The 25017-nt window shown below is 56.3% G+C and carries 32 protein-coding genes and 1 tRNA gene; 15 read left to right on the top strand and 18 right to left on the bottom strand.

Features of this window, described 5'->3' with window-relative positions; genetic code table 11:
* Together NVIE_RS06725 and NVIE_RS06720 are read left to right on the top strand one after the other, a co-directional pair.
* The gene (locus NVIE_RS06725) at positions 1-594 is read left to right on the top strand and encodes a cytidylate kinase-like family protein (RefSeq protein WP_075054595.1); all 594 of its coding nucleotides are present in this window, start codon (positions 1-3) and stop codon (positions 592-594) included.
* 4 nt (positions 595-598) lie between these two features.
* Positions 599-1657, top strand: a complete 1059-nt coding sequence (locus NVIE_RS06720) for an RNA-guided pseudouridylation complex pseudouridine synthase subunit Cbf5 (RefSeq protein ID WP_144239547.1) — start codon at positions 599-601, stop codon at positions 1655-1657.
* Here NVIE_RS06720 and NVIE_RS15350 read toward each other — a convergent pair.
* Entirely contained in the window at positions 1654-1812 is a 159-nt protein-coding gene (locus NVIE_RS15350; RefSeq protein WP_158435123.1) for a hypothetical protein, read from the bottom strand. The genes NVIE_RS06720 and NVIE_RS15350 overlap by 4 nt on opposite strands.
* A gap of 95 nt (positions 1813-1907) precedes the next feature.
* On the opposite strand from NVIE_RS15350, the gene NVIE_RS06715 reads away from it, so the two are divergent.
* Positions 1908-2010 (top strand) — tRNA-Ser (locus NVIE_RS06715).
* 549 nt (positions 2011-2559) lie between these two features.
* Here the strand turns inward: NVIE_RS06715 and NVIE_RS06705 are convergent.
* The 4 genes from NVIE_RS06705 to NVIE_RS06690 are packed head-to-tail and all read right to left on the bottom strand — an operon-like array spanning position 2560 to position 4285.
* A complete protein-coding gene (locus NVIE_RS06705) occupies positions 2560-3261 on the bottom strand; it encodes a CbtA family protein (protein ID WP_075054592.1) in 702 nt (233 codons plus the stop codon).
* 2 nt (positions 3262-3263) lie between these two features.
* Entirely contained in the window at positions 3264-3515 is a 252-nt protein-coding gene (locus tag NVIE_RS06700; protein WP_075054591.1) for a hypothetical protein, read from the bottom strand.
* Entirely contained in the window at positions 3515-3874 is a 360-nt protein-coding gene (locus NVIE_RS06695; RefSeq protein WP_084790673.1) for a DUF6659 family protein, read from the bottom strand. The genes NVIE_RS06700 and NVIE_RS06695 overlap by 1 nt, the downstream gene beginning before the upstream one ends.
* 54 nt (positions 3875-3928) lie before the next feature.
* Positions 3929-4285 (bottom strand): hypothetical protein, encoded by a 357-nt coding sequence (locus tag NVIE_RS06690; protein ID WP_075054590.1) that lies wholly within the window; start codon positions 4283-4285, stop codon positions 3929-3931.
* A gap of 83 nt (positions 4286-4368) precedes the next feature.
* Between NVIE_RS06690 and NVIE_RS16070 the strand changes: the two genes are divergently transcribed.
* The 7 genes from NVIE_RS16070 (at position 4369) to NVIE_RS06660 (ending at position 10061) form a co-directional block, all read left to right on the top strand.
* Entirely contained in the window at positions 4369-4503 is a 135-nt protein-coding gene (locus NVIE_RS16070; RefSeq protein WP_258914180.1) for a hypothetical protein, read from the top strand.
* A gap of 56 nt (positions 4504-4559) precedes the next feature.
* Positions 4560-5795: a nickel pincer cofactor biosynthesis protein LarC gene (gene larC / locus NVIE_RS06685; protein WP_075054589.1), complete on the top strand. Its 1236-nt coding sequence runs from the start codon at positions 4560-4562 to the stop codon at positions 5793-5795.
* On the top strand, positions 5792-6604 hold the full coding sequence (larE, locus tag NVIE_RS06680) for an ATP-dependent sacrificial sulfur transferase LarE (protein ID WP_075054588.1): 813 nt from the start codon (positions 5792-5794) through the stop codon (positions 6602-6604). Before larC ends, larE begins: the two co-directional genes overlap by 4 nt.
* Complete coding sequence (locus NVIE_RS06675) at positions 6601-7788, top strand: cysteine desulfurase family protein (protein ID WP_227717513.1); 1188 nt, start codon at positions 6601-6603, stop codon at positions 7786-7788. Before larE ends, NVIE_RS06675 begins: the two co-directional genes overlap by 4 nt.
* A 48-nt stretch (positions 7789-7836) precedes the next feature.
* Positions 7837-8346, top strand: a complete 510-nt coding sequence (locus NVIE_RS06670) for a peroxiredoxin (RefSeq protein WP_075054587.1) — start codon at positions 7837-7839, stop codon at positions 8344-8346.
* 76 nt (positions 8347-8422) lie between these two features.
* Complete coding sequence (locus tag NVIE_RS06665; RefSeq protein ID WP_075054586.1) at positions 8423-9214, top strand: MBL fold metallo-hydrolase; 792 nt, start codon at positions 8423-8425, stop codon at positions 9212-9214.
* Between the two features lie 70 nt (positions 9215-9284).
* Positions 9285-10061: a CFI-box-CTERM domain-containing protein gene (locus tag NVIE_RS06660; RefSeq protein ID WP_075054585.1), complete on the top strand. Its 777-nt coding sequence runs from the start codon at positions 9285-9287 to the stop codon at positions 10059-10061.
* A gap of 8 nt (positions 10062-10069) precedes the next feature.
* Here NVIE_RS06660 and NVIE_RS06655 read toward each other — a convergent pair whose 3' ends face one another.
* The 7 genes from NVIE_RS06655 to NVIE_RS06625 form a co-directional block, all read right to left on the bottom strand.
* Complete coding sequence (locus NVIE_RS06655; RefSeq protein ID WP_075054584.1) at positions 10070-10582, bottom strand: acetyl-CoA carboxylase biotin carboxyl carrier protein subunit; 513 nt, start codon at positions 10580-10582, stop codon at positions 10070-10072.
* Between the two features lies 1 nt (position 10583).
* Positions 10584-12101, bottom strand: coding sequence for an acetyl-CoA carboxylase biotin carboxylase subunit (locus tag NVIE_RS06650; protein WP_075054583.1), 1518 nt, complete (start codon positions 12099-12101; stop codon positions 10584-10586).
* 13 nt (positions 12102-12114) lie between these two features.
* The gene (locus tag NVIE_RS06645) at positions 12115-13659 is read right to left on the bottom strand and encodes an acyl-CoA carboxylase subunit beta (RefSeq protein WP_075054582.1); all 1545 of its coding nucleotides are present in this window, start codon (positions 13657-13659) and stop codon (positions 12115-12117) included.
* Between the two features lie 78 nt (positions 13660-13737).
* Positions 13738-13950 (bottom strand): hypothetical protein, encoded by a 213-nt coding sequence (locus tag NVIE_RS06640; RefSeq protein ID WP_075054581.1) that lies wholly within the window; start codon positions 13948-13950, stop codon positions 13738-13740.
* A 31-nt stretch (positions 13951-13981) separates the two neighbouring features.
* Positions 13982-14398: a hypothetical protein gene (locus NVIE_RS06635; RefSeq protein ID WP_075054580.1), complete on the bottom strand. Its 417-nt coding sequence runs from the start codon at positions 14396-14398 to the stop codon at positions 13982-13984.
* A complete protein-coding gene (locus NVIE_RS06630) occupies positions 14395-15678 on the bottom strand; it encodes an AAA family ATPase (RefSeq protein WP_084790672.1) in 1284 nt (427 codons plus the stop codon). The genes NVIE_RS06635 and NVIE_RS06630 overlap by 4 nt, the downstream gene beginning before the upstream one ends.
* 6 nt (positions 15679-15684) lie before the next feature.
* Positions 15685-16815: a hypothetical protein gene (locus NVIE_RS06625; protein WP_075054578.1), complete on the bottom strand. Its 1131-nt coding sequence runs from the start codon at positions 16813-16815 to the stop codon at positions 15685-15687.
* 124 nt (positions 16816-16939) lie between these two features.
* Between NVIE_RS06625 and NVIE_RS06620 the strand changes: the two genes are divergently transcribed.
* Positions 16940-17443 (top strand): hypothetical protein, encoded by a 504-nt coding sequence (locus tag NVIE_RS06620; protein ID WP_075054577.1) that lies wholly within the window; start codon positions 16940-16942, stop codon positions 17441-17443.
* Positions 17444-17448: 5 nt separating this feature from the next.
* Here the strand turns inward: NVIE_RS06620 and folE are convergent, their stop codons facing one another.
* From folE to NVIE_RS06600, 4 genes are read right to left on the bottom strand one after another with little or no spacing between them, the layout of a single operon-like run.
* Positions 17449-18015 (bottom strand): GTP cyclohydrolase I, encoded by a 567-nt coding sequence (folE, locus tag NVIE_RS06615; protein WP_075054576.1) that lies wholly within the window; start codon positions 18013-18015, stop codon positions 17449-17451.
* Between the two features lie 9 nt (positions 18016-18024).
* Positions 18025-18735: a 7-carboxy-7-deazaguanine synthase QueE gene (locus NVIE_RS06610; RefSeq protein ID WP_227717512.1), complete on the bottom strand. Its 711-nt coding sequence runs from the start codon at positions 18733-18735 to the stop codon at positions 18025-18027.
* A gap of 31 nt (positions 18736-18766) precedes the next feature.
* Positions 18767-19474: a 7-cyano-7-deazaguanine synthase gene (locus tag NVIE_RS06605; protein WP_075054574.1), complete on the bottom strand. Its 708-nt coding sequence runs from the start codon at positions 19472-19474 to the stop codon at positions 18767-18769.
* A gap of 24 nt (positions 19475-19498) precedes the next feature.
* On the bottom strand, positions 19499-20020 hold the full coding sequence (locus NVIE_RS06600) for a cupin domain-containing protein (RefSeq protein ID WP_075054573.1): 522 nt from the start codon (positions 20018-20020) through the stop codon (positions 19499-19501).
* Positions 20021-20058: 38 nt separating this feature from the next.
* Between NVIE_RS06600 and NVIE_RS06595 the strand changes: the two genes are divergently transcribed.
* Both NVIE_RS06595 and kae1 read left to right on the top strand, forming a co-directional pair.
* Positions 20059-21261 (top strand): redox-regulated ATPase YchF, encoded by a 1203-nt coding sequence (locus tag NVIE_RS06595; protein ID WP_075054572.1) that lies wholly within the window; start codon positions 20059-20061, stop codon positions 21259-21261.
* A gap of 12 nt (positions 21262-21273) precedes the next feature.
* Positions 21274-22275 (top strand): KEOPS complex N(6)-L-threonylcarbamoyladenine synthase Kae1, encoded by a 1002-nt coding sequence (gene kae1, locus NVIE_RS06590; RefSeq protein WP_075054571.1) that lies wholly within the window; start codon positions 21274-21276, stop codon positions 22273-22275.
* Here kae1 and NVIE_RS14790 read toward each other — a convergent pair.
* A complete protein-coding gene (locus NVIE_RS14790) occupies positions 22272-22586 on the bottom strand; it encodes a PH domain-containing protein (protein ID WP_075054570.1) in 315 nt (104 codons plus the stop codon). The two genes, kae1 and NVIE_RS14790, sit on opposite strands and share 4 nt — an antisense overlap.
* 33 nt (positions 22587-22619) lie before the next feature.
* Between NVIE_RS14790 and NVIE_RS06580 the strand changes: the two genes are divergently transcribed.
* The gene (locus tag NVIE_RS06580) at positions 22620-23237 is read left to right on the top strand and encodes a KEOPS complex kinase/ATPase Bud32 (RefSeq protein ID WP_075054569.1); all 618 of its coding nucleotides are present in this window, start codon (positions 22620-22622) and stop codon (positions 23235-23237) included.
* Between the two features lie 51 nt (positions 23238-23288).
* A complete protein-coding gene (locus NVIE_RS06575) occupies positions 23289-23858 on the top strand; it encodes an XTP/dITP diphosphatase (RefSeq protein ID WP_075054568.1) in 570 nt (189 codons plus the stop codon).
* 56 nt (positions 23859-23914) lie between these two features.
* Here NVIE_RS06575 and twy1 read toward each other — a convergent pair whose 3' ends face one another.
* Positions 23915-24946, bottom strand: a complete 1032-nt coding sequence (gene twy1, locus NVIE_RS06570; protein ID WP_075054567.1) for a 4-demethylwyosine synthase TYW1 — start codon at positions 24944-24946, stop codon at positions 23915-23917.
* Positions 24947-25017: the final 71 nt, after the last annotated feature.

Raw genomic sequence — 25017 nt, 5'->3', positions numbered from 1 at the left:
ATGGCCACGACAGCAAAAAAACCGAGCATAGTGATCTCCGGCTGGCCGGCAGTGGGCAAGACCACGATTGCCGGCGAGCTTGCCAAGGAATTCGGGCTGACTATGTACAACGGCGGCGACATACTGAAGATGCTTGCCCGGGAAAAAGGATACTCTACAGACACTGCAAAGAGCGACTGGTGGGACACGCCTGAAGCCAAGATGTTCATGCAAGAGCGCAAGCGCGACCCGACCTTTGACAAGCGCGTCGACAAAAAGCTGGAAGAGATACTGAAAACGGAAAGCGCCGTGATAACAAGCTACACCCTGCCGTGGCTCGTCAATGACGGCAGGATAATAAAGTTCTGGCTCAAGGGCTCGGCGCACAGCCGCGCAAAGCGCATGGCAAACCGCGACGGGATAGCGGTGGCCGAGGCGGAGAAGATAGTGAACCTTCGCGACAACGAAAACATCAAGATATACAAGAACCTCTATGGCTTTACGTTTGGGGAGGACCTTTCGGTGTTCGACTATGCGCTCAACACCGACCTCTTGAGCCTGGACGCGCTGATTGAAGTCGCCAAGCTCATAGTAAGGCGCCAGGTGGGCCGGTGAAATTATTATGTTCCCTCAACTAGAAAACCTCGTCAACGTGGACGAGGACGTGACAGACGAGCGCTACGGCCACTACCCCGACAGGAGGCCGATAAGCGAGCTATTGTATTATGGCCTGATACTGGCGGACAAGCCCGCGGGCCCGACCAGCCACGAGGTCGTGGCGTGGGTAAAGAGGATACTGGAGATAGAAAAGGCCGGCCACTCGGGGACGCTTGACCCTGGAGCGACCGGGCTTTTGCCGATCGGCCTTGGCGAAGGGACAAAAGCCCTTGGCGTGCTCTTGCTCGGGCCAAAGGAATACTACGCCCTTGCGCGCCTGCACGCGCACGCGCCGGCAGACAAGATAAGGCGGGTAATGCAAGAATTCACGGGCGAGATATACCAGCGGCCGCCGCAGCGCTCTTCTGTAAAGAGGGTCACCCGCGTCCGCACCGTGTACGCGTTTGACTACATCGAGGATTACGACCGGCTGATACTGATGCGCGTGCTCTGCCAGGCCGGCACGTACATCCGCAAGATAATCTATGACATTGGCGAGGTCCTGTCGCCGGGCGCAACGATGGTGGAGCTGCGCCGCACGCAGGTGAGCAACCTGTATGAAAAGGACGGCCTCGTGCGCCTGCACGACCTTGCTGACGCGTACCAGCGCTACAAGGAAACCGGCGACGAGGAAAAGCTGCGCCGGCTCATCCGGCCGATAGAGCACTGCCTTGAAGGAATCCGCGGCATAACCGTGCGCGATACGGCGGTGGACGCGCTGTGCCACGGCGCTCCTCTTGCCGTGCCCGGGGTAATCGCGGTGCCAAAGGACCTGCGCGCAGGCGAGCTTGTCGGTGTCTACACTCTCAAGGGCGAGATAGTCGGCCTTGCAGAGGCTGCAATGACAAAAGAGCAGATAGAGGAAAGCGCAAGGGGAGTCGCGTTTGTCATGAAGCGCCTGATAATGAGGCCGGACACCTACCCCAAGGCGTGGCGCTCAAGGGGCGAGCACGCCGCAGCCCCGGATGTAGCCGTACGCCCGGAAGTGGACCTGGGCAAGCTGGAAAGCGACGATGTCTAGATCGTCTCGCCAATTCCCGGGCGCTTGCGGTCAAGCCTGGCAATGTTCCTTGACAGGTTCTCAATAGTGCCGGGTATGTGGCACTTGCACATGCAGTCGCTGCAGTCGACGTGGTTTCCGCCCTTGCAGTTGTCTGAAAGTCCTTGGTTGCTCAAAAGAACAAGTAACAATCAGCGTTCCTCAATTTTTATCTTTGCCACCTTCTCTTTGATTGAATTATATAGTGAAGGGGCCAAAACGGTGCTTGGTTGCCGGGGTCGCCTAGCCCGGGAGGGCGCAAGCCTGGAAAAATTCATCCAGCCAGCTTGTGACCCGTAAGGGTCCCGAGGGTTCAAATCCCTCTCCCGGCGCCATTTACTTTTGGATTCCTGCTGGATAGTTTTTCTTGGGAACCGGTGCCGGACATGCTGTCAACTTGAAAAAGAATTGCTTGAATCAAAAAGAATAGCGGAAAACTGGCCGGTTGGCCCTTAAGAACGATACGCACACTTTTTTCAGGAGCCCTAACTATTCAGCGTCTCTATTATGTCCAGTACCCATCTCAAAGTGTTTATCCTGATCAAGTCATTTCTGTCTGCTGTACGGGAGAATGTGCCGCCCAGCTCTTCAAAATCATGTCGCTGGTTATCCTCTATAGTCTTCCTTATGTCATTGATCTCTTGCTGCACTATCTGTCTCAATCGTTCCAAATCCTCGCTAGGCAGGTTTGGTCACCACCAACAGATATGCACCGTGTGAGTTAATTATGATTGCCTGCGGGATGTCCCCGGATGGATGGCGTCCTTTCTGCAAACTTTTGACCGAGAGAGACTAGGATTGAGCTTGAGGAGCTATTGGTACGCCTGCAAGGATGAGAGAATGGCAACGCTTAAGCTGGGAATCCGCAAATGCCGTAAAAGGCTTCAAATCCCTCTCCCGGCAATTTTCTTCTTTTCTTCGCGCTCCAGCAGGGCGCCTGCGATTATTCCAAGCGCAAACCACAGCGCGGTCGTGCCTGCGGCCATCGAAGAGCGCCACCCTGCAAGCAACTGCTGGGGCACAAATTCCAGGCCGGAAAAGGCCGGGAATGCGACATAGAGCGCGGCTATTATGCCGACGTACAGGCCAGCGGCCCCAAAGTACCAGTTCTTTCTGCCAGTCCTTGAAAACGCTATTGCCGAGCCAAGGGCGGCAAGCCCGGACGCGGCGGCGTAGCCTGTGTAGAGCATGGAATACCCGCCGTCGCCTTCCGGGTTAAAGACAGTGTCCGGGTTTGCCGGGTACTTTATTGCCGGCATGACATAGAGCGCAAGCCACGCCGCGCCGGCAACCGCAAGGGCCACCTTGAAGGCGCCGGCGCCAGCCCTCAGGTACACCGCGGCGACAAGCGCGCCTCCCGCCACGCCTGTTGCAACCGGCAGCGCGACGTTCTGCAGCTGCAGCTCTTGCAGCTTTTGGTCAAATTCGCCCTCGTCAATTATGCCCGGCGCGACAAACTCGTCGGCATAGAAATCCGCGATCTCGCTCTGCCGGGCCTGCACTATGGTAAAATTGATCGCCGCCATGAGCGCGCCGCCAATAATCCCTGCGATGATGGCAAGGGAAAACGCCTTTTGCGCCTGCATGGTTAGAGTTCCTCGTCCAGCTCTTCAATCGCCGCTGCCTTGGATATTTCGTGCAGGCGCATCGCCACGGTGCGGCCGTACTCTTTTTTGTTGATGACGCCCTTTTCGTCAAGCATCTCCACGAGCGCGGTGAGCCTTGCGCTCAGCTCTTCAAGCTCTGTCAGCTCTTTGCCGGTTATCTTACGCGGCGGGACAAGGTCGTCGTCTTCTCCTCTTCGCGAGCGTTTTCTTCTTCTTCTGCTGGTGCCGGGCATCAGCGTACGACTGCCAGTATCCCGCTTATTATTTTGTCGTGGGGCTTGTCCTTTTCGATGGAGACGAGCAAAAGGCTGTCATCGTCGTCTTTCAGCGGAAACGTCGCCAGCTTTATCCGCTCCCTTTCAGAAAACGTGAAAATGGTCTTGCCAAAGTCCACGTTGAACTCTTTACGCATGGCGTTTCGGAGCGCAAACTCGATGTACAGCTTGTCCATGTCCTTTATGGATTCTAGCGGGCTTACCCCGTCGCGCATGCCTCCTGCCACAAGCTTGCCCATCCTGTCTATCACGCCGGCAAACCTGATGGCAGGGTCCACAGCAAACACCTTTTTGCACATCTCGTCGAGGCCGGGCAACGCCCGGGTAAGGGGAAAACTTGCTTAATAAGCTTGGTTCATTCGCTCATTTACCTACTTGCGCTTTGGGAACTCGTGAAGTTCCGTCCCTGAACAGCGCTGGCACGTCTTTGGCTCTTTTTCTGCAAGGAGGTAGCTGACGTAAAAGCACTTTGCGCACTGCATGCGTACAAGGGCGCCTGCGACCTCCAGGCTGTCCCCTGACTGTCTCAATATCTGCATCGACACAAGGTCGTCTATCACAGGGGACATGCTTTCTTCGAGCTGCTGCGGGTCATATCCGCGATAGCGCAGGTACAGGCTTGTCATCTCGCCGGCAATGGCGCTCCTCTGGAACTGCGTCCTGCCCTTTCCTGCCTGCCTGAAAAAGTGGTCGCGCAGGTACCATTCAAGCTCCCTTGGCGTGTCCATATGAAGCCTCTTGTGTGCGATGATGAATAAAAACGATATTGCAAGCCTACAACATACATAAGCCCGTCGTGGCTAGTTGGATCATGGGAGAAAAGGGCGGGATGATAATAAAGCGCTGTCCTATCTGCGGCTGCACAGAGCACAGGCTCATAGGATGCCACACCCACCGGCTAAAGCACCAGAAGGGGCCCGACGGCCGGTGCATGGTAGTCGAATAGTCGTCCGGAATAAACGATATTATAAAGCGCCGCACTGATTATGTTTCGTCTCTCAAATGGCAAGGAAGCTAGCTGTCATTGACTGCCAGGTGGCAGGCATCGCAGGGGACATGCTGACGTCCGCGCTGGTGGACGCCGGCGCCAGCGCAAAAAAGGTGCAGGACGCCATATTTGCATGCCAGGACAGCCTGAAGGGCAGCAGGATAAGCAATGCCTCTTTTGAAAAAATAGTGACACACGGCTTTTCGGCGACGCAGCTAAAGCTGGAGTACAAGGACGGCGCGCACGAGCGCAAGGGCGCAGAGATGGTGCGCGCGCTCACAAAAACCTGCGACGCGCTCGGCCTTGAGCAGAGGGCAAAGGCGTTTGCGCTTGACACCATAAAGACGATAATCTCGGCCGAGGCCAAGATCCACGGCGAGGATTTCAACAACGTGCACCTGCACGAGGCGTCCAGCGTGGACACGCTTGCAGATATCGTAGGTTGCGCCACTGCCCTTCAGGACCTTTCTCTTCTTGGCTCGAAAATAGTGTCTACGCAGGTGGCGGTGGGCGGGGGCAAGCTGACGTTTTCGCACGGCACCGTGCCAAACCCTGCCGACGCTATTCTGCACATATTTCAGGGCAGGCGCTTTGCGCTTGCCGGCGGCCAGGCAAAGGAGGAGCTGACGACGCCCACGGGAGCGGCGCTACTTGCAAACCTGGCAGAGGGAAGCGTCGACTATTACCCGTCAATCGTGCCGGAAAAAATCGGCTATGGCGCAGGCAGCAAAAAGTTTACAGGTTTTGCCAACGTCGTCCGCGTCCTTGTAGGCGATTCGCCGGTGGCACTTGAGAAGGACGCCGTCTGCGTCGTGGAAACAAACGTCGACGACACAACAGGCGAGGTGATGGGCAACCTTGTCGACAGGCTGACGGACGCCGGCGCCAAGGACGTGACAATAATACCCGGCATCACGAAAAAGAGCAGGCCCACGTACCTTGTCAGGGTAATCGCAGACAATTCCCTGCTGAACGCGGTGCTTTCCATCCTGTTTTCAGAGTCGGGCACGCTCGGCGCGCGCGTACAGCAGGTGGAGCGCTACATCCTCCCGCGGGCCGTGGTGACGGTGCCCGTGACAATAGGCGATAACACCTTTAACGTGCACGTGAAGGTGGCCAAGGACGCGCAGGGAAACACCATTGGGGCCAAGCCCGAGTTTGAGGACATCAAGATAATCGCCGCAAGGCTTGATATGCCTGCAAGGCGCGTGCTGGAGATCGTAAACGCGCAGGTGGCGTCCAAGACATGACGGCGACAACAACTTCATTTGACCGGCTGGTTTCGTGGTTCCCCGCAGGCAGCAGAGCGATTGTCGCCCTGTCAGGCGGCGTCGACAGCGCGGTGGTCGCGCTTGCCGCAAAAAAGGCGCTCGGCGACAACGCCATTGCAATAACGGCAGACTACAAGACGCTTGCGGACGAGGAGCTTGCCACTGCCCGGAGGGTCGCGCACGAGATCGGCATCAAGCATCTGGTAATAGAGTACGACGAGCTTGAAAACCCTGAATTCGTGAAAAACGACAATCTGCGCTGCTACCACTGCCGTACAGAGCTTGGCCAGCACCTCGCAGACGAGGCGAAAAGAACCGGCGCACAGCTGATAGTGGACGGCACGAATGTCGACGACCTGTCTGACTACCGGCCCGGCATCAGGGCGCTTCGCGAAAACGGCGTGAAAAGCCCGATGGTGGAGCTTGGCATCGACAAGGCCGAGATCCGCAGGATGGCAAAAGAGTTCGGGCTGTCCGTGTACGACAAGCCGTCAAACGCGTGCCTCGCGTCAAGGATACCGACGGGCATGGAAGTCACGTACGAAAAGCTGCGCAAGATAGAGAGCTCGGAGATAATAGTCAAGTCGATATTCGGGGTCAGGCAGGTGCGGGTCAGGGACCACGGCGAGATCGCAAGGATCGAGGTGGGAAGGGATGAGCTGGGCAGGATGTTTGACCCTGAAAAACTGGAATTGCTGGACAAGAAGCTGAAGGAGCTGGGGTTCCGCTTTGTGACGATAGACGCTTCCGGATATGGCAAGAGCGGCAAGCTGGCGGTGGTCGATTGACAGAACAACGAATCTACCTTGACAGCGCGGCGTCGACTCCCGTCGCAGACGAGGTGATACAGGAAATGATCCCGTACCTGAAACAGCAGTTTGGCAATCCCTCTTCAATACACTACTTTGGCAGGGAGGCGACGCGGGCGATACAGCTTGCAAGAAAGCGCGTCGCCGGCCTTGTGGGCGCTGCAAAGCCGCAAGAGATAACGTTCACGTCGGGCGGCACAGAGGCCGACAACCTTGCGATCAAGGGGACAGCCGACTATGCGAGAAGCAAGGACCCGTCAAAAAACCACGTGATAACAAGCTACATCGAGCACGACGCCGTGCTAGAGCCATGCCGCGACCTTGAAAGGCTGGGCTACAGCGTGACGTTTCTGCCGGTCACTCAGGAAGGGCTGGTGAGGCCGGAGGACCTCAAGGGGGCGATCACGCCCTCGACAGCGCTTGTCAGCATCATGCACGCAAACAACGAGGTGGGCACCATCCAGCCGGTAAAGGAGCTTGCCCGGATTGCGCACGACGCCGGCGCCCTCTTTCACACCGACGCGGTGCAGGCCGCCGGCAAGATGCCGGTTGACGTCAGGGACCTTGGAGTCGACCTGCTTTCAATGTCGTCGCACAAGATAAACGGGCCCAAAGGCGTCGGGGCGCTGTACATCCGCGACGGGCTGGAGATAATGCCGATAATCCACGGCGGCGGGCAGGAATCTGCCATGCGCTCGGGCACCGAAAACGTCCCGGGCATCGTCGGCTTTGGAAAGGCGTGCGAGCTTGCCGGGGGCCGGCTGCCAGAGTACCAGAGGCAGGTGTCAGCGCTCCGCGACTACCTGATTGAAAAGGTCCTGTCGGAAATCCCGCACAGCAGGCTCAACGGCTCTAAAACAAACCGGCTTGCTCCAAACGCGCATTTCACTTTCTTTGGGGTAAACGGGGAGGACCTGATAATAAAGCTGGACGAAGACGGGATTGCCGCGTCCACAGGCTCGGCCTGCTCGGTCAAGAAGCAAAAGCCGTCGCACGTGCTGAAGGCGATGGGCTTTTCCTACGAGGAGATAACCGGCTCGCTTCGCATCAGCCTGTCGATGCAGAACACGAAAGAGGAGATGGACAGGACGGTGTCTGCGCTTGCAGGCGTGGTAAAGGAACTGCGCTCGCTTTCGCCCTTTAAATCCAAATACTACACCTGACACGCGGTTGAAAATCTTTTTATGGCAAGCTCGGCCGCATTCATGCATATGGCAGCAGCCAAGTCATCATCTGTTAAGATAGGCCAAAAGGCCCCTGACTTTGAACTCCCGGACCAGGATATGAAGAACCGCAAGCTGAGCGAATTCAGAGGCAAAAAGACAATACTTGCATTCTTTCCTGCAGCCGAGTCGCCGGTCTGCACGGCGGAAATGTGCGTAATCCGCGACTCGCTTGACGAGCTCCGGGACTATGGCGCAAACGTGCTTGGTATCTCTGTCGACGGGCCGTTCGTCAACAAGGCCTTTGCCAACAACCATCACCTGAACTTCCCCGTGCTTTCCGACTATGGGAGAAAGGTCATCAAAAAGTACGGCATCGTCATGAAAAAGCTGGCAAGCATGCCCGACTACAACGCTGCAAAGAGGTCTGTGTTCGTACTGGACGAGCAGGGCAAGGTGCGATACAGGTGGGTGTCTGACGACCCGCTTGTCGAGCCAAACTATGCCGAGATAAAGGAGTTCCTAAAGAAGAATAATAACGGCAGCGGCAACAACTGACCCTCTTTCTCTCTCTTTCTTCTTTTTATGCCATTAAGGGAAAAATTCGTGTAGGACATATCACTCATTTTATATCATGAATGATCTCAAGTTACGGTTCACGTACATCGGCGGACCGACTGCCATCATCGAACTGGGAGGATTGCGCCTCCTCACTGACCCGACGTTTGATACTCCTTGCGAATACCTGACCAGCCTGTATGTGCTCCGCAAGACACGCGGCCCGGCTATTGATCACGACGCCATCGGCTCCCTGGACGCAGTACTGTCAAGCCACGATCAACACCTTGACAATCCTGATGCCATGGGGCGAGCTGTTCTCGACCGTGCAGTACAGGTTTTAACGACGCCTGCAGCGGCAGAGCGCTTGGGCGGCAAGGCCACCGGCCTGTCCCCGCGGCAAACAATTGACATTCCGACCAGAGACGGCCGCGTTCTGCAGATTACTGGAACACCGGCGCATCATGGGCCGGTTCACGCAGATCGTGGCCCAGTGACTGGATTCGTGCTTGCGCTTGCCGGCGAGCCGGAACACGCAGTTTACGTTTCTGGCGACACTGTCTGGCATGAGGATCTACTGGAGATCGGCCGGCGCTTCTGTGTACGTGTGGCGGTCCTGTTTATGGGAGCAGCAAGGGTCGCAGAAGTCGGTCCCTGGCATCTGACATTTACTGCCGCAGAAGGAGTAAAAGCAGCACGTGCCTTTCCGGAGGCTACGATTATGCCATTGCACTTTGAAGGCTGGGCGCATTACTCGGAATCTCGTGGTTATATAGAGCAAGCCTTCGCCGTCGCTGGATTGAAGCAACGGCTGAGGTGGATGGAGCCGGCAGGTCGCCCGACAGATCTCTCTCTGTGTGTGCACTGAAAACCTAGAAAATTAAAGCCTGCTTGCTGATGATTAATTATTTATATACAAACGGCGGCTATTTCCGGTGATGCGCAAGGCCACCCTCCACGGCATTTTCCCAGCGGCATTTGTTGCTACCGCCTTGCTCCTGACACTTGCCATTGTTGTTGTATTATTCATTCCTGCCCCCGCAATGGCGCAGGAAGGTGAATCACTTGGGTTTGGCGACAACGTGTCTGCCCAGGTAAAGCGCGCCAACCAGACGGGAACCGAGCAGCCTGCACAGGGGCAGCAGCCGTCAGGATGCCTCATCGCCACAGCAGCGTTTGGCTCTGAACTGACGCCGCAGGTGCAGTTCCTGAGAGGGTTCAGGGACAACCATATACTCTCGACTGCCGCAGGCTCTGGCTTTATGAACGTCTTTAACAGCTGGTACTACTCTTTCAGCCCGTCTGTTGCAGATTATGAGCGTTCAAACCCGTGGGCGCAGGCAACGATCAAGGCCGCGATATACCCGCTCCTCGGCATCCTGCAGGTGGCAGAAAAGGGCTATGGCATGTCCGCAGGGGAAGGAGGCGCTGTTGTCGCAGGCTTTGCCGCAAGCACGCTCATAGGCGCGGTTTATCTGTCGCCGGCTGCAGTTGCGCTGCGCAACAGGGCGCCGGGCAAAAAACTGCTGGTTATACTCGGCATTTCTGCAATAGCGTCGCTTGCAGCAGTTGCGGTAGGCGTGGCTACGGGGAATGCTGTCGTCCTGATGGTCTCTACCGCGCTCTTTGTGCTGTCGTCGATAGGCGTGGGGCTATTTGCAGTGATGGCGCTGGCAAAAAAGATTGAAGAAAAGCGCCACCGTAGCAGGCGCTAAAGCTCCTATTATTCTATCACTGCCAGAATGTCGTTTCTTGCGACGCTGGCTCCCTGCTTTACCTTTATCTCTTTCAGGTTGCCGTCCTTGTGGGCCTTGATTGCCACCTGCATCTTCATCGATTCAAGCACCACTATCACGTCGCCCTTCTTGACTTCTGTTCCCGGCTTGGCAGAAATGTTGACGACCCTTCCAGGGATCTGGCTTGCAAGGTTGCGGTCGCCTCCGCCTGCCCCGCCAAGCGCCGACGCCTTTTCAAGCACCTCTGTCAGCTTGGAATGCTTCTTGACTGTTATCGGCTGGCCGTCAAGCATCAATTTCACTTCGGCGCTTCCAGACTGGAGGATCTTGGCGTGGTGGAACGTGTTGTCGAGTATGAACTCAAACTCGTTTGTGCCGGATTTCAGCAGCCTTATCGTGTGCTCTTTGTCGCCTATCTTTACGAGCACCGAGTTGTTTCCCGTGGTTCTGAGCACTTCTCCGCTCAGCATCTGTGCAAGGTCGCCGACTTTGAACTCCATATCAGCTTGTCGCCCTCATCATCTTCCATCTGGAAGCTTTTTGACCGTTGTTGTTGATTTGCGATGGCGCAGCACTCTTTTTCACAAGCTCTGACTGCAACAGCGCGGCCGCCACCGCAGCCTGGGCGTTCTTGGACGCTTCTGCCTTGACCTCTTCGTTCATCCTGTCGAACACCTTGAAGCGCTCGAGGTAGTCGGTCGAAATCTCGCCCTTGATAAAGTTGGACTCGTCCATTATGGTCTTGTACAGCGGGATTGTGGTGTTGATGCCCTCTATGGTAAACTCGTCCAGCGCGTTTCTCATCCTCACGCGGGCCTCTTCAAAGTTGCTGCCCCATGCAAGCAGCTTTGCAACAAGCGAGTCATAGTAGCCCGAGACGGTGCAGCCAGGATACAGGTATGTGTCAACCCTGACGCCGGGGCCGTAGGGGATGTTGCAGCTTGGCACCGCGCCCGTCGACGGCGCAAAGTCGTAGAACGGGTCCTCGGCGTTTATGCGGCACTCGATGGCGCAGCCGTTCATCTTCAGGTCCTCCTGCTTGAAGGGGATCTCGCCTCCCTGCGCCACGTGGATCTGGAGTTTCACGAGGTCAAGGCCGGTCACAAGCTCTGTCACGGGGTGCTCCACCTGCAGGCGGGAGTTTATCTCGATAAAGTAAAAGTTGCCCTCCGGGTCGCGCAGAAACTCTGCCGTGCCTGCGTTGAGGTAGTCTACCGCAGCCGCCGCCCTTACCGCTATCTCGCCAATCCTTTCCCTGGTTTTCTGGTCGACCACGGGCGACGGCGACATTTCGATGAGTTTCTGGTGCCTGCGCTGTATCGAGCATTCGCGCTCAAACAGGTGCCTGCCGTTGCCGTGCGAATCGCGGAGCAGCTGGAACTCGATGTGCCTGATCCTCTGCAGGTACTTTTCTACAAACAGCGCAGACTTGCCAAAGGCCGCCTTGGACTCGGCAGACGCCATCTCGAATTCCTGGCGCAGCTGCTTTTCGTCCTTGCAGAGCCTGATGCCCCTGCCGCCGCCTCCAAAAGCCGACTTTAGCATCACCGGATAGCCTGCCTGGTGCGCAATGTCTGCGGCTTTTTCAACGTCTTCTATCGTGCCGTCGCTTCCCGGAACGGTTGGGACCTTGGCCTTTTTCATGACGGCCTTGCACTTCATCTTGTCGCCGGTGACGTCCATCGCTTTTGCGGTCGGGCCGATGAATATGATGCCGTTTTTCTCGCACATCTCGGGGAAATTCTCGTTCTCTGACAGAAAGCCATAGCCGGGGTGGATAGCGTCGGCGCCTGCCGCTTTTGCAGTCTCGACAATCTTGGCCATGTTCAGGTAGCTTTGCGCCGGCGGGGCCGGGCCGATGTGGTGCGCCTCGTCTGCCCTCTTGACGTGCACCGCGCGCGTGTCCTCATCAGAGTATATCGCGATTGACCTGATGCCGAGTTCCTTGCACGCCCGGATTACGCGGAGCGCTATCTCGCCCCTGTTTGCAATCAGGATGCTCGTGATTTTCTTGGACATTTCTTTGTCTCACCTACAGGTTGATGTTCCCGTGCTTTTTCCACGGCCTTGCCTCCTTCTTGTTCGCAAGTGCTTCAAGCGCGCGGATTATCATTGGCCTTGTCTCCATCGGGTCAATGACGACGTCGATGATGCCCCTTTCGGCTGCAAGGTATGGGTTTGCAAACTTGTCGCGATAGTCCTTGGCAAGCTTTTTCTTCATCGCCGGCGCGTCTGGCGCGTTTTTCAGCTCTTTTCTGTGGATAATCGTAACGGCCGCTTCCGGGCCGAGCACTGCTATCTCGGCGTTTGGCCACGCATAGTTGACGTCTGCGCGCAGGTTCTTGCTTCCCATGGCGATGTAGGCTCCGCCGTACGCCTTGCCGATGATGCAGGTTATCTTTGGCACCGTTGCCTCGCAATACGCATACAGCAGCTTGCTTCCATGCCTGATGATGCCATTGTGCTCCTGGTCAGTTCCAGGCAGGTATCCGGGCGTGTCCACCAGCGTGACAATGGGGATGTTGAACGAGTCGCAGAACCTGATGAACCTGGCAGCTTTGTTGGAAGAGTTGATGTCAAGCGCACCTGCGAGGTACATCGGCTGGTTTGCGATGATGCCGACGGTCCTTCCGCCCATCCTTGCAAAGCCCACGAGGACGTTTTCAGCAAACAGCTCGTGTACTTCAAAAAAGTCGCCGTTGTCGACGACCGACTTGATGATCTCTTTCATGTCATACTGCTGGTACGGGTTCTCTGGCAGCATGTTTATCAGGTTCGGGTCCACCCTGTTAGGGTCGTCCGTCAATTCTGCCATCATCGGCGGCTCTTCCGCGTTGTTTTGCGGGATGAATGACAGCAGCTTCTTTATCTTGTCAAAGCAGTCGTACTCGTTCTTGGCTACAAAGTGCGCCACTCCGGATTTCGAGCCGTGCGCACGCGCGCCTCCAAGCTCCTCAAACGACACTTCCTGGCTCAGGACCTCTTTTACCACCTCTGGGCCCGTCACGAACATCTGGCCGATGTTCTCGACCATCACTACAAAGTCGGTCATCGCCGGCGAATACACCGCTCCGCCTGCGCACGGGCCGATGCTTGCCGTGATCTGCGGTATGACGCCTGAAGCCATCGTGTTTCGGAAGAAAATGTCGCCATAGCCGTCAAGGCTGTTGACGCCTTCCTGTATCCTTGCGCCGCCCGAGTCGATGATGCCGACAATCGGGCACCCGACCTTCATGGCATGGTCCATCACTTTCGTGATTTTCTTGCTCGTCATCTCGCCAAGCGATCCGCCAAGGACCGTGAAATCATACGCAAAAACGAATATCTGCCTCCCGTTGACCGTGCCAAAGCCTGTCACCGCGCCGTCGCCGTAGAATTTCTGGACGGTCGGGTCGTCGCCCCTGTGGGTGACGTACTTGTCAATCTCGACGAAGCTGCCTTCATCAAGCAACAGTGCTATCCTCTCACGTGCAGTAAGTTTGCCCTTTGAGTGCTGGGCCTCGATGCGCTCGTCGCCACCGCCGTTCTCGGCGGACTTTTTCAATGCAGCCAGCCGCTTTACTTTTTCTTCATGCATGGGAGTGTAGTTAATGCCAGCGAGTGGCTATATAAATTCATTACAGCATTTAGATGATAACTTAGGAATGGTGTTTACTCACTCTCTCAGGCCGGCCCTTCCGCCCTGCGCCCTGCGAAAGACATTCAGGCCAAGGTTATAGTTTTCGTACATGGCCTCAAGCGAATCGATTTCAAGCGTGAGCTGCGAGATCCTGGCCGCGTTCTCCTTTGGGTCTTTTGCAAGCTCCTCAAGAGCCGCCTTTTTTTCTGCCAAAAGCTGGCCGACGTTCTGCTCGTATTCGCTCGACATCTTTTGCTTCTGCTATATGCCTCTGGCGCATTTACATTTTAACTTTTCCGGCTATTTTTGCCAGAAACGCCTGCTGGTAGCTGCCGTAGGCGTCCGGCCCTGACAGGCAGGACTCGCATATGCACGCCTGCGACACCATCGCGCGGTTGCAGTCGGCCTCCAGGCTGCATGCGGCGCAGCCGGCGTTCTTGCCGCATACAAAGCATTTCAGCTCAAGCAGCGCCTCTGGCTCCTGCTGCTCTTCCTCGCCTTCTTCTTTCTGTTGTTGCTGCTGTTGCTGCTGCACCACCGGCACCTCGCACTTGACATGCTTGATGGCCTTTGACGCCCTTGACCAGAGCGCGTATTCTCCCTGCGGGATCTCTTTTCCGCATACCGCGCACTTGCCCTTGTACTTGACCAGCAGTTTTATCCAGAATTCCTTCTCTTTTTCTTTTTCTCCGCTCATTGTTTTTTCCTGGCCCCCTTTGCCCGCTCGACTTCCTTCCCGAGCGACTCGCCTATCGACTCGTCACCAAAGTTCGTGACTGCAAATTCAGAAACGTCCACCTTTTCGTCAATGATGGCGCGAACCAGGTACGGCAGCACGACCGAGCTGGCAGTGCTCCTCGACACGTTCATGGCCGGCCCTACTGCGGACGCGATTTTCCTTATCGTCTGCGACCTTGCAAATATGGGGCCCATCACCGGCCACGGCATCGTATACTGATTATACTTGATGTCCTTGCCCCTGGACTTTACGTACAGGCCGCCGGCAAGCATGTCCCTTACATAGCGCAAGAGGCTCCACTGCCGGTTCCTGCTGACCCTGCCCACCACCATGTCGGCCCTTGACAGGACGTCGAGCAGTTCCGCAAGCGACTCTTTGTCCGCCGCAGCGTGGGAGGAGACGATGGATGAAAACAGCGTGGCAACCATGTCCTTGCGCCTTGTCTCCGGCGACATGCCCTCGTACCGGGGGTCGGGAAACGAGGCGTCCGCCCTTGCAAGGGCCTGCATTGCAGCCGCCCTGTCCTTGGCTGCAAAATAGCCGTTTATCGCGTCTGCAATGTCTATCTCTGTCACGTCCCTGTTTGACACCGTCGCGTATCCGGCCGCGCGCGACTGGGCGCTGTTGAGGAGCGACCTGATGTCTCCTCCGCTGTTCACCACGATCGACACCTTGTCGCCAGGGCCAAGCTTGGCCTTTTCCTTTGCAAGCACATGGTCGAGGAACATGAGGAGAAGCCTCGGCGGGACGGGCGCAAACTCGACTACCTTGCAGCCCTTGGCGAGCTCCTTTATCTTTGCCGACTTTTCGTTTGCGGCCATTATCACCGGGACGGTGGGCTCTTTTATCAGGTCGACAAGCGCGTCAAGCCCGCCCGAGTCCTCCCTGCCCGAGATGCCGTCCACCTCGTCAAGGAACAGCAATATCTTGCGGCCAAAGAGTCCGGTGTTTGCAAACACCGGCTTTATCCTTGCCTCGATGCTGTCGCGGTTTCTCACGTCGCTTGCGTTCATCTCTACCAGGTCATAGTCGAACTGGCGCGCAAGGGCGTGCACGATTGTCGTCTTGCCGACGCCCGGCGGGCCCACGAGGAGCAGCGGCTTTGTGCCGCTGACCCATCCTGAAAGCCACTTGACCACCGCTATCCTTGCGTCCTCGTTTCCAACCATCTGCTCCACCCTCTGGGGCCTGTGCACTTCAGACCACATGAGAGAAGGAGACGATGATGATGGCGGCATCCTTGCTTACTTCGCCACCGCGGCTTCCATCTTTTTCTGGAAATCTGCAAACGGCGCGCGCTTTACCAGCTCGTTGTACCAGTACTGGTTGTAGTGGCGCACGGTCAAAAACAGGAATTCGAGGAACGGCTTTAGCTGGAAATTCCCTGGCAGCATCTTGACTGCCATCTCTGCCTCCTCCAGGTACAGCTCGCTCTTTTGCATGGTAAGCTCAAACCCTCGCCTGACGTCGCCTGTGTTCAGCGCGTAATAGAGCGGCCACGACGGGACCTTGACTGCGCCGTTCTTGATGGCGTCTTCGATCTCGTTTCCGCACCCGACGCCTTCTCCTGCCTTGGCCATGCCGAGGTGAAAGATGTCGCCCAGCGGCCGGCGGTTTAGGGCCATGTTCCTGCCGGCGGTGCCCATGACTGCGCGGTATTTCTTGTAGCAGTCGTTCATGTTCTCGTCGTTTATGGACGCCGGCTTCATCTTTAGTTTCACGTCAATGTACTGGCCTATCCTTGCGTCCTTGAACCCTTCCTCAAAGGCCTTGAGCACCGCGTCGCCTCCCTGCGATATCTTGTTCCTTGCGATCCCGAGGATGTACGGGTTCATGAACTTGTAGTCCTCAAGGTATTCCAGGTCCTCGTCCCTGTCAACGATCCTGTCCATCGGCTCTGACAGGTCGATTGCGATGATGTGGCCGTCTATGACGGCGTCGCGTTTTTCCTGCGACGGCGAGTCGCCAAAGTATTCGGAGGCGCCGTCGTACAGCGCGTTAAAGACCGGGAACGTCATCTTGACGAAATTTGAATTTAATATCCTTGCAACCCTGTCCTGCAAAACATCGGGACTTGACAGCCTTGCCTTGATGTCTGGGATGCTGCCCGCCTCTGGAACCAGTTCAGAAGCGCCGACTTCGTCAGCAAATTTCTGCATGGTTGACGCAGGGTTGCTGTCGGCGTTTATCGCGGCGTGGAGCGACATTATGAACCTCTTGGCAAAGGCGCCAAACTCCTGCTCGGTCTTTTCCTTATACTGGTTGAACTGCTTGTAGCCCTTGCTCCGCAGCAAGCCCTGCTTCATGATGTCCTTGCCAGCCTGCGTGCCCATAAGGGCCTCTTTTGAGAAGATCGACTCGTCCTTGCCGCTCATATGTGATGACGAGCGGTATTCCGCTGCTTTACTTATTTAACTATTGACACCACCCATTTCTTGGCGGATTCGTCATTTGGATGAAACTACTTAAGGTCGTCTAGCAGCAGTAAATAATGCAAAATTGCCCTCTGCGACAAATGGCTCGCAAGATCTTGGGAAAAACAAGACGCCAATCAGGGTGCTTATCGTTGCTCTTTTTGCCTTTGGAATATTTGCTGCCACAGCACTTCTCTACCAGCAGTCTGCTACCAGCTCGAAACCCTACGCAATATCAAAGGATGGTGCAATCAAGATCGCCCTCAATCAGGTCGATAGGGAACCTAACAGGGACGCAAATCTCTTTCCTGACAAAGAAGCGACTACAAAGCTCATCCATGTAACAGCTAATGGGCTGGCCTTCATAGCGGATGATGAAAAAAGTCCGTTTGCAGACATGTGGCTTTACAGCAACGAGCATCGGTTTTTACAGGCCTATTGGAACCAGTATTTCTGGCACGTAGAGGTTACGATATCCAATAACGACGGCTACAGGGGTTATTATTACCTGATAGATGCCAAAAACGGCCAAGTGATTGGGAACGATCGGGATTTGGCGTTCTTTGACCTGTCAACAACAAATCCCTGACAACGTTAGAACGCCTTTGGAGCCCTTATCATCGCAAGCACGTGCTCGCGCAGGTCTTTCTGCTCCATTACTCCGCGGTATGCTATCGTGAGCATGGAGCTGTTGTTGCGCACCCCGCGCATCTTCATGCACAGATGGTCGCCCTCAGCTATCACCATCGCGCCTTTCACGCCCATGCGCACCAGCTCGTCGGCGACCTCCTTTGTGAGGCGCTCCTGTATCTGCAGCCGGCGTGAGTATTTCTCGACCAGCCGCACTAGTTTAGAGACGCCAAACACCTTGCCCGCCGGCACGTATGCCACGTGCACCTTGCCAAAGAACGGGAGCATGTGGTGCTCGCACATGCTGTAGAACTGGATGTCCCTTGCCACGATGACGTCTGTCTCGTCGCTGAACGTCACGTCAAGCTCGGCGTCCATGGTATATCCCCCGAGTATCTCTTCGTACATGTTGGCCATGCGGTCCGGGGTTCCCATCAGGCCCTCGCGGTCCGGGTTCTCGCCAAGCTCTATGAGGAGCTGCCTGAGTAGCTTTGATATCTTTTTCTTGTTTAGTTTTCCGTTATCCTTCATTATGCTGTCCTAGCGCGCTCCTATTATCTTGTGAAGTTGCGGTACAACCCTGACCTGATCGTAGAATGGGTAGACTGCGTCATAAAACGCAAAAAGCCTCTCCAATACGGGCTCGTCTGTTTTATGACTCGGCTGTATTATAAATCCTGCTATGTTTTTAGGACTGGCGACTCTGAAAACCTCCTTGACGAGGGCAGAGAATTCGTCAACGTCGGTTGAATTGGTCACGACCACCTTGATGTAGGGCATCTTGCCTGCTTCTGTCGCTATTTTCAGGCATTCAAGCTCGTTTTTCAGCAAATTGTTGTAGTATTTGTCATCAACGACGGCCCTTGCGTCTTTCATCTTGAACTCGATCTTGCAAATGTCGATGTAGGGCAGGACTTTGGCAAAGCGCGCCGAGTCGTAGCAGGCTGACTCGAGGTACGTCTTGACGCCCTTTTTTCTCACAAACTTGGCCAGCTCTATCACCGCCTCGTGCTGCGCCAGGGGCTCGCCGCCCGTGAAATTCACCTTGTAGGTGTTTTCCTGCAGCTCGCAGGAAATCATCTCCTTTACCTCGTCGATGGTGTGGGCGTAGCCAGAATCCATCGGTATGGCGTACGGCGTGTCGCACCAGTGGCATTTCAGCGGGCAGCCTGCGAGCCTGACAAACATCGTCTTGGTCCCAAAGAAAACACCTTCCCCTTCGATGCTTGTAAAGATCTCGCTCAGCCTCACCGTCCCGGCGGTCCTCCGCCCCCGTTGCTGTTCACGCTGCATAGCGCGTCCTGTCATGTATCTGGGCGTCAGTGAATGCCTTTTTCCTACTTATACACGATTCGCACGCGCCGCAGTGGACGTATCTGCCTGCCCTTTTCACGCCGTTAGAGTAGCAGCTCCACGTCCTGAACAGGCTCTCGCCAAGCGCGGCATGGCCCGCCTTTAGGAGCTCCGACTTGCTCAGGCCCTGCGCCGCAGGCGACATTATCTCTATTTCCTGCCTCTGGCCGGACCTGACGCTGTCAATGTCGGCGATGTTCAGTGCCTCTGCCATCGCCCTGGCAAACTCGGGCCTGCAGTCGGCATAGTGCGGCACGTCGCCGGAATGGGCGCCGTACGCCACTACCCTTGCGTTGATGCTCATCGCCCACGCGCCTGCAATCGCTATGAATATCGCGTTCCGTATCGGCACGACAAGGTTCTGCGCAAAATCCTTGGACAGCTTTTGCCTGCTGTCGGTGAGCGCGTTGCTCCTGCCGTACAGCTCTTTCATGAAAGAGATGTCGATTATCCTGTGCTCCTTTGCCTTTAGGGCCCTGGCAAAATGCCGGGCCGCGTCTATCTCTCTTCTGGCCCGCTGGCCGTACGCAAACGTTATCATGTAAATGTCGTAATAATCCCTGGCAAGCGTGGCGGCATAGCATACCGAGTCCAGCCCTCCGCTGACTATGCAAACTGCCGCCGCCTGCTCTGGCACGGCGACAGTTGGTTGTCGGGATTATTATTGTCTTGTGAACTTTTCTATTACCTGTCTGTGCTCCGGGTACAGCGCAAGCAGCTCGCCGCGCCTGCCGACTTCCCAATCTCGAAAATCAAATCCCGGCGCAACCGTGCACCCTGCAAGCGAGTACGAGCGCGCCCTGTCGACAGAGGCGGCAAACCAGCACCCTGCCTTTACGACGGCCTGCAAGGCCGGCCTCTTGCTGCTTCTGCCTATTATCATCTTGTGGTATTTGCCGCCTTCTCTGTCAATAACATGGACTGCAAGCGGGCTTCCTGCGTAAAAGTGCCATACCTCGTCCGACTTGATCCTGTGGAATGCGGAAAACTGGCCGCTTTTCAGGAGGTAGTAGATGGCCGTTCCTGCGCTCCGGCGCCCGCCAAACCCCGGCGCGTCGATTTCCATCTCTGCGCGGTACGTCTCTTTGAAGTAGCCTCCCTCCGGGTGCTCTTTCAGCCCAAGCGCCCTGACCCACGCCCTTGCGTCCACGGTCTTCGTTGCAGGCAGGGCCTTGAAAAACATTAATGCTGGTTCGAAGCTTTTTGCTATTGTCTTCTTATATGATAATAGGGCTCATCGGCAAGGCAAACGTGGGCAAGTCCACGTTCTTTAACGCCGCCACAGAGCTTGCCGTGCCTGCGGCAAACTACCCGTTTACCACCATCGAGCCAAACGTGGGAGTCGCCTATGCGCGGGTAAAGTGCGTCTGCCGCGAATTTGGCGTGCAGGACAACCCCGTCCACTCGATGTGCATTGACGGCAACCGCTTCATCCCTGTAAAACTGATAGACGTCGCCGGCCTCGTGCCGGGCGCGCACGCCGGCAAGGGCCTTGGCAACAGGTTCCTTGACGACGCCAGGCAGGCCGACGCACTGATACACGTCGTGGACGCGTCGGGCTCGACTGACAGCGCCGGCAAAACAGTCCCTGCCGGGACAGGCGACCCGATGTTTGACGTCAATTTTGTGGAGGAAGAGTTTGACCTGTGGATGGCCGGCATCATCTCCCGGGACTGGAGCAAGACTGCAAGGGAGGCGGAAAACCAGGGCCAGAAACTGGAGCAGATGCTTGCCAAGAGGCTCTCCGGCCTTGCGATACCGGAGCACAAGATATCTGCGGCGGTACACGAGTCCGGCCTTGCGTCAAAAAAGCCGACTCTGTGGAGCGAGGCTGACATACTGCACTTTTGCAAGGTGCTCCGGGCAAAGGCCAAGCCATTCCTCGTGGCGGCAAACAAGGCCGACCTGCCGACTGCAGAAGCAAACATCGACAGGATGAAGAAAGCCGGCCTTGCCGTCGTCCCGTGCGCGTCAGAGGCCGAGGCGATGCTCAAAAAGGCGTCAAAAAAGGGCGTGCTCCACTACCTGCCCGGGGACGGCTCGTTTGACGTCAAGCAGGGCGTCGCGCTCAACGAGCAGCAGAAAAAGGCGCTTGACATTGTCAAGGCACTCATTGAGAAGTACGGCTCGACAGGCGTTCAGGAGGCAATAAACATCGCCTGCTTCAACCTCCTGCACCTTGTCGCTGTGTACCCTGTGGAAGACGAGTTCAAGCTGGCAGACAAAAAGGGAAACGTGCTTCCTGATGTCCGATTGCTGCCGGCGGGCTCGACTGCAAAGGACCTTGCCGGCACCGTGCACGCCGACCTTGCAAAGGGCTTTCTCTATGCGATAGATGCAAGGACAAAGCAGCGCATTGGCGCCGATCATCAACTAAAGAGCGGCGACGTGATAAAGATAGTGTCTGCGTCAAGCAGGGGATAATGGCAGAAACATATGTTGTGCCTCGGGATTGAAAGCACGGCGCACACGTTTGGTTGCGCAGTCGTGGACAGGGACGGCAAGAAAATCCTGTCAGACTCCCGCGACGCGTACAGGGCGCCGGAGGGAAAGGGCATCCACCCGCGGGAGGCGTCAAGGCACCACATCGAAGTGTCGTCAGAAGTGCTGAGGCAGGCCCTTGAGGGCGCCGGCGCGGCCATGAAAGACATTGACATTATCGGCTACTCTGCCGGGCCCGGCCTCGGCCCGTGCCTGCGAGTCGGCGCGGTGGTGGCAAGGACCCTTGCAGGGTTTTACAAAAAGCCGCTCGTGCCGGTGAACCATGCTCTGGGGCACATTGAGCTTGGCGCCATGCTGACTGGGGCGCAAGACCCTCTTGCGCTCCTGGTGTCAGGCGGCCACACCATGATACTTGCATTTTCGCACGGCCGCTGGCGCGTCTTTGGAGAGACGCTTGACATCACCATCGGCCAGCTGCTGGACCAGTTTGGCAGGGCGATGGGCTTTGCATCGCCCTGCGGCGGCAAGATAGAGCAACTTGCAGGCGAATCGCAAAAAAACTATACGCAGCTGCCGTACGTGGTGAAGGGAAACGACGTGTCTTTCTCCGGCCTGCTGACAGCCGCAATACGCATGGCAGAAGAAGAAAAGGCAAGTTTGTCTGATGTCTGTTACTCGCTTCAGGAAACGTCGTTTGCAATGCTTGCCGAGGCAGTCGAGCGGGCGCTTTCTTTTACGGGCAAGCGGGAGATGATGATAGTAGGCGGCGTCTCGGCGAACAGGCGCCTTGCCTCAATGCTAGAGTCGGCGTGCGCAAGGCAGGAAAGCAGGTTTTTTGCGTGCCCCATAACATTTGCCGGCGACAACGGCGCGCAGATAGCGTGGACCGCGTTGCAGGATTATGCGGCCACAAAGAACAAGGTCGCGGTAAAGGACGCGTCCGTCACGCAGTCGTGGCGGCTTGACACCGTCGACGTCGCGTGGCGGCGCGGCTAGAGGCCCTTGGCCTGGCGCATTTCCTTTTCCCACTTGCTGTTTGAAAACACGCCAAACTTGTAGGTCTGGTCAACCGCAACGACGACAAACTTTTTCACGAGAAACCCCTCTGCCCTGAACGCGGAAATGGCCTGGAGCGGTATGTCCAGGATGACCTCGCCCTCCTTCTTTGAAAACGTGGCCATGCGCCCCTCGGTCTTTTGAAAGAGGATGCGCTTGTTCGTCAGGATGAGGACGCCGCTTTTCAGCCTGTCCTCGGCGCAGTCCTCCCTGAGCAGGACCTTTTCGCCTTCCTGGGGCTTGAAACTCACGTTTTTATCTCCACTTTAGACGGTATATTACTATTGCAGCAGCTTTTGAAAAAGGGCGCCGAGGCTGACATCTACCTTACCGGCTGGCGCGGCAGGCCGGCGGTAGCAAAGGTGCGGGAGCCAAAGCCGTACCGCCACAGCGCCCTTGACTTGTCGATAAGGAGGCAGCGGACTGTGCACGAGGCAGGATTCATGTCGGCTGCAAAGTCAGCCGGCGTGCGCGCCCCGCTTGTCTACTTTGTCGACCCCGAAAGGGCGGAGATAATCATGGAGCGCGTGGAAGGCACGCCTGCAAGGGACGCGCTCACCGTAAAACTGTGCAGGGAGATGGGCCGCTGCGCCGCGCTCTTGCATGCCGCCGGGATAGTGCACGGCGACCTGACGACTTCAAACTTTATCTCCGCCGGCGACGGCGACCGGCTCGTCCTCCTTGACTTTGGCCTTTCTTACTATTCAGAACGGACGGAGGACATGGCAGTTGACGTCCGGCTCATAAAGGAGGTGTTTACGAGCGCCCACATTTCCGTCAGGGGCGCGTTTTCAAGCTTTGTCAAGGGCTACGAAAGCGTGGCCGGCAAGAAAAGGACCGCAAAAATCCTTGAAAACGTAAGGGAGATAGAGCAGCGGGGCAGGTACGCCCGCGTGGCATGAAAATGATGATGATCTCGTTTTTATCCGCCTGCGACAACAACACCCCTGCAGTTGCAGGCAACAACAATAACATTTGCAAGCACCAACCAGAACAAGTTCCACGAAGTCGAGTCGATACTTGCCGCAAAGGGGATACGGGCAGGTTTTGCCCGGCTGGAGCTTGTGGAAATCCAGTCAGACTCGCTTGAAGAAATCGCCAAGGAAAAGGCAAGGAGCGCGTACGCCAAGGTCAAAAAGCCGGTGATAGTGGAAGACGACGGGCTCTACGTCGACGCGCTTGCAGGCTTTCCGGGCCAGTACTCGTCGTACGTTTTCAAGACCATAGGAAACGCCGGCATACTGAAACTGCTTGAAGGCAAAAAAGATCGCTCTGCGTCGTTTCGCTCGCTCGTCGCCTTTTTTGACGGCGGCAACGACATTCATCTGTTTGAAGGCAAAGTCCAAGGCCGGATCTCTGAAAAAATCGCACAGGGTGGCTGGGGCTATGACCCCATATTCGTGCCGGAAGGAGCGGGCGCAACAACCTTTGCCGAGCTGGCAAGCAGCAAGAACGACTATTCGCACAGGAAAATGGCGCTTGACAAGTTTGCCGCGTGGTGGCTCGCTAAAGATACGACTTGATCCAGCGGTCGACGTAACTATCTTCATGTTCTCAGGCGACAGAGCGTTATACCACGCTAAAGATACGACTTGATCCAGCGGTCGACGTAACGGCTCTTGTTCTGCAGTACGACAATCCTGGAAACCTCGCTTTCGTCCATCACTGAAAACGCCGGCATTTTCTCGCACAGCCTGCCTGCGTAGGCGCGCACCTCATCCATGCCAAGCATGTTGTCCCTCTTCAGGCGCTGGGTGGACATGCCGACGTGCATGTACGACTTGATCTCGATAAAGTGTGGGTCTCCTTCGGACATCACCCTTGCAAAATCCTCGATGTCGTCTGCGCCGTCGTTGTAGCCGCGGATCATCGTCATGCGCAGGACCGTCCTTGTGTCGACGGTGGACAGAAAGCGCAGGCTGTCCTGCCAGCGTTCCCACGCGTCCCTGTGGCGCGGTCGGTTTACCTGCAAAAACATTTTCTTGTTCGACGCGTTTGTCGAAAGGTAGATCTGCGTCGGGAGCGCGTCCTCGCTTTCAAGCCTGCGCAGCATGTCCGGCTCCTGGCCGTTTGTGACAAGGAATATTGATTTCGTGGCCTTTAGCGTCTTCAGGTATTTTATCAGCTGCGGCAGTTTTGGATACATTGTCGGCTCGCCGGAAAGAGAGATGGCATAGTGCGCCGGCAGCAATGATTCATCAAGCTTGGCCTTGTCGTTCTTGGACCTGCCGTAAAACCCGTTTATCAGCTTCTTGCGCTCGGCCATCAGGTTCTGGACGATGACTTCGGGCTCGTCTACCATCTGCTCCGGCATTTCAAGCGTGTCATAGAATTCCGCCGGCCGCCAGCAGTACACGCACCTGTTTTCGCAGTTCATGGCAGTCGGGGTCATCTCCATGCACTGGTGCGTCGATATGCCGTAGAACTTGTGCTTGTAGCAGGTGCCCTCGTTTGCAAACGACTTTTTCGTCCAGTGGCACAGCTCCACCGCCGAGTGGTTGTAGACGCCGTACTTGGCCTTTCTGAGCTTCTCCTTGACCGCGGGCGTTATCTGTATCAGGTCATCATCTTCGCCTGTTGAGTGCGAGAAATACTCGTCGGAGCAGCTCATCTCTCTCTACAGCAGTTGAAATGGCCGGATCAGATTTAAATTTTGCACCGCGTCACAGGCTGGCTATATGT

Source organism: Nitrososphaera viennensis EN76, from assembly GCF_000698785.1.
Lineage (GTDB): Archaea > Thermoproteota > Nitrososphaeria > Nitrososphaerales > Nitrososphaeraceae > Nitrososphaera > Nitrososphaera viennensis.
Note: the sequence above shows the minus strand (reverse complement) of the source record. Positions and strands in the feature narration are given on the sequence as shown.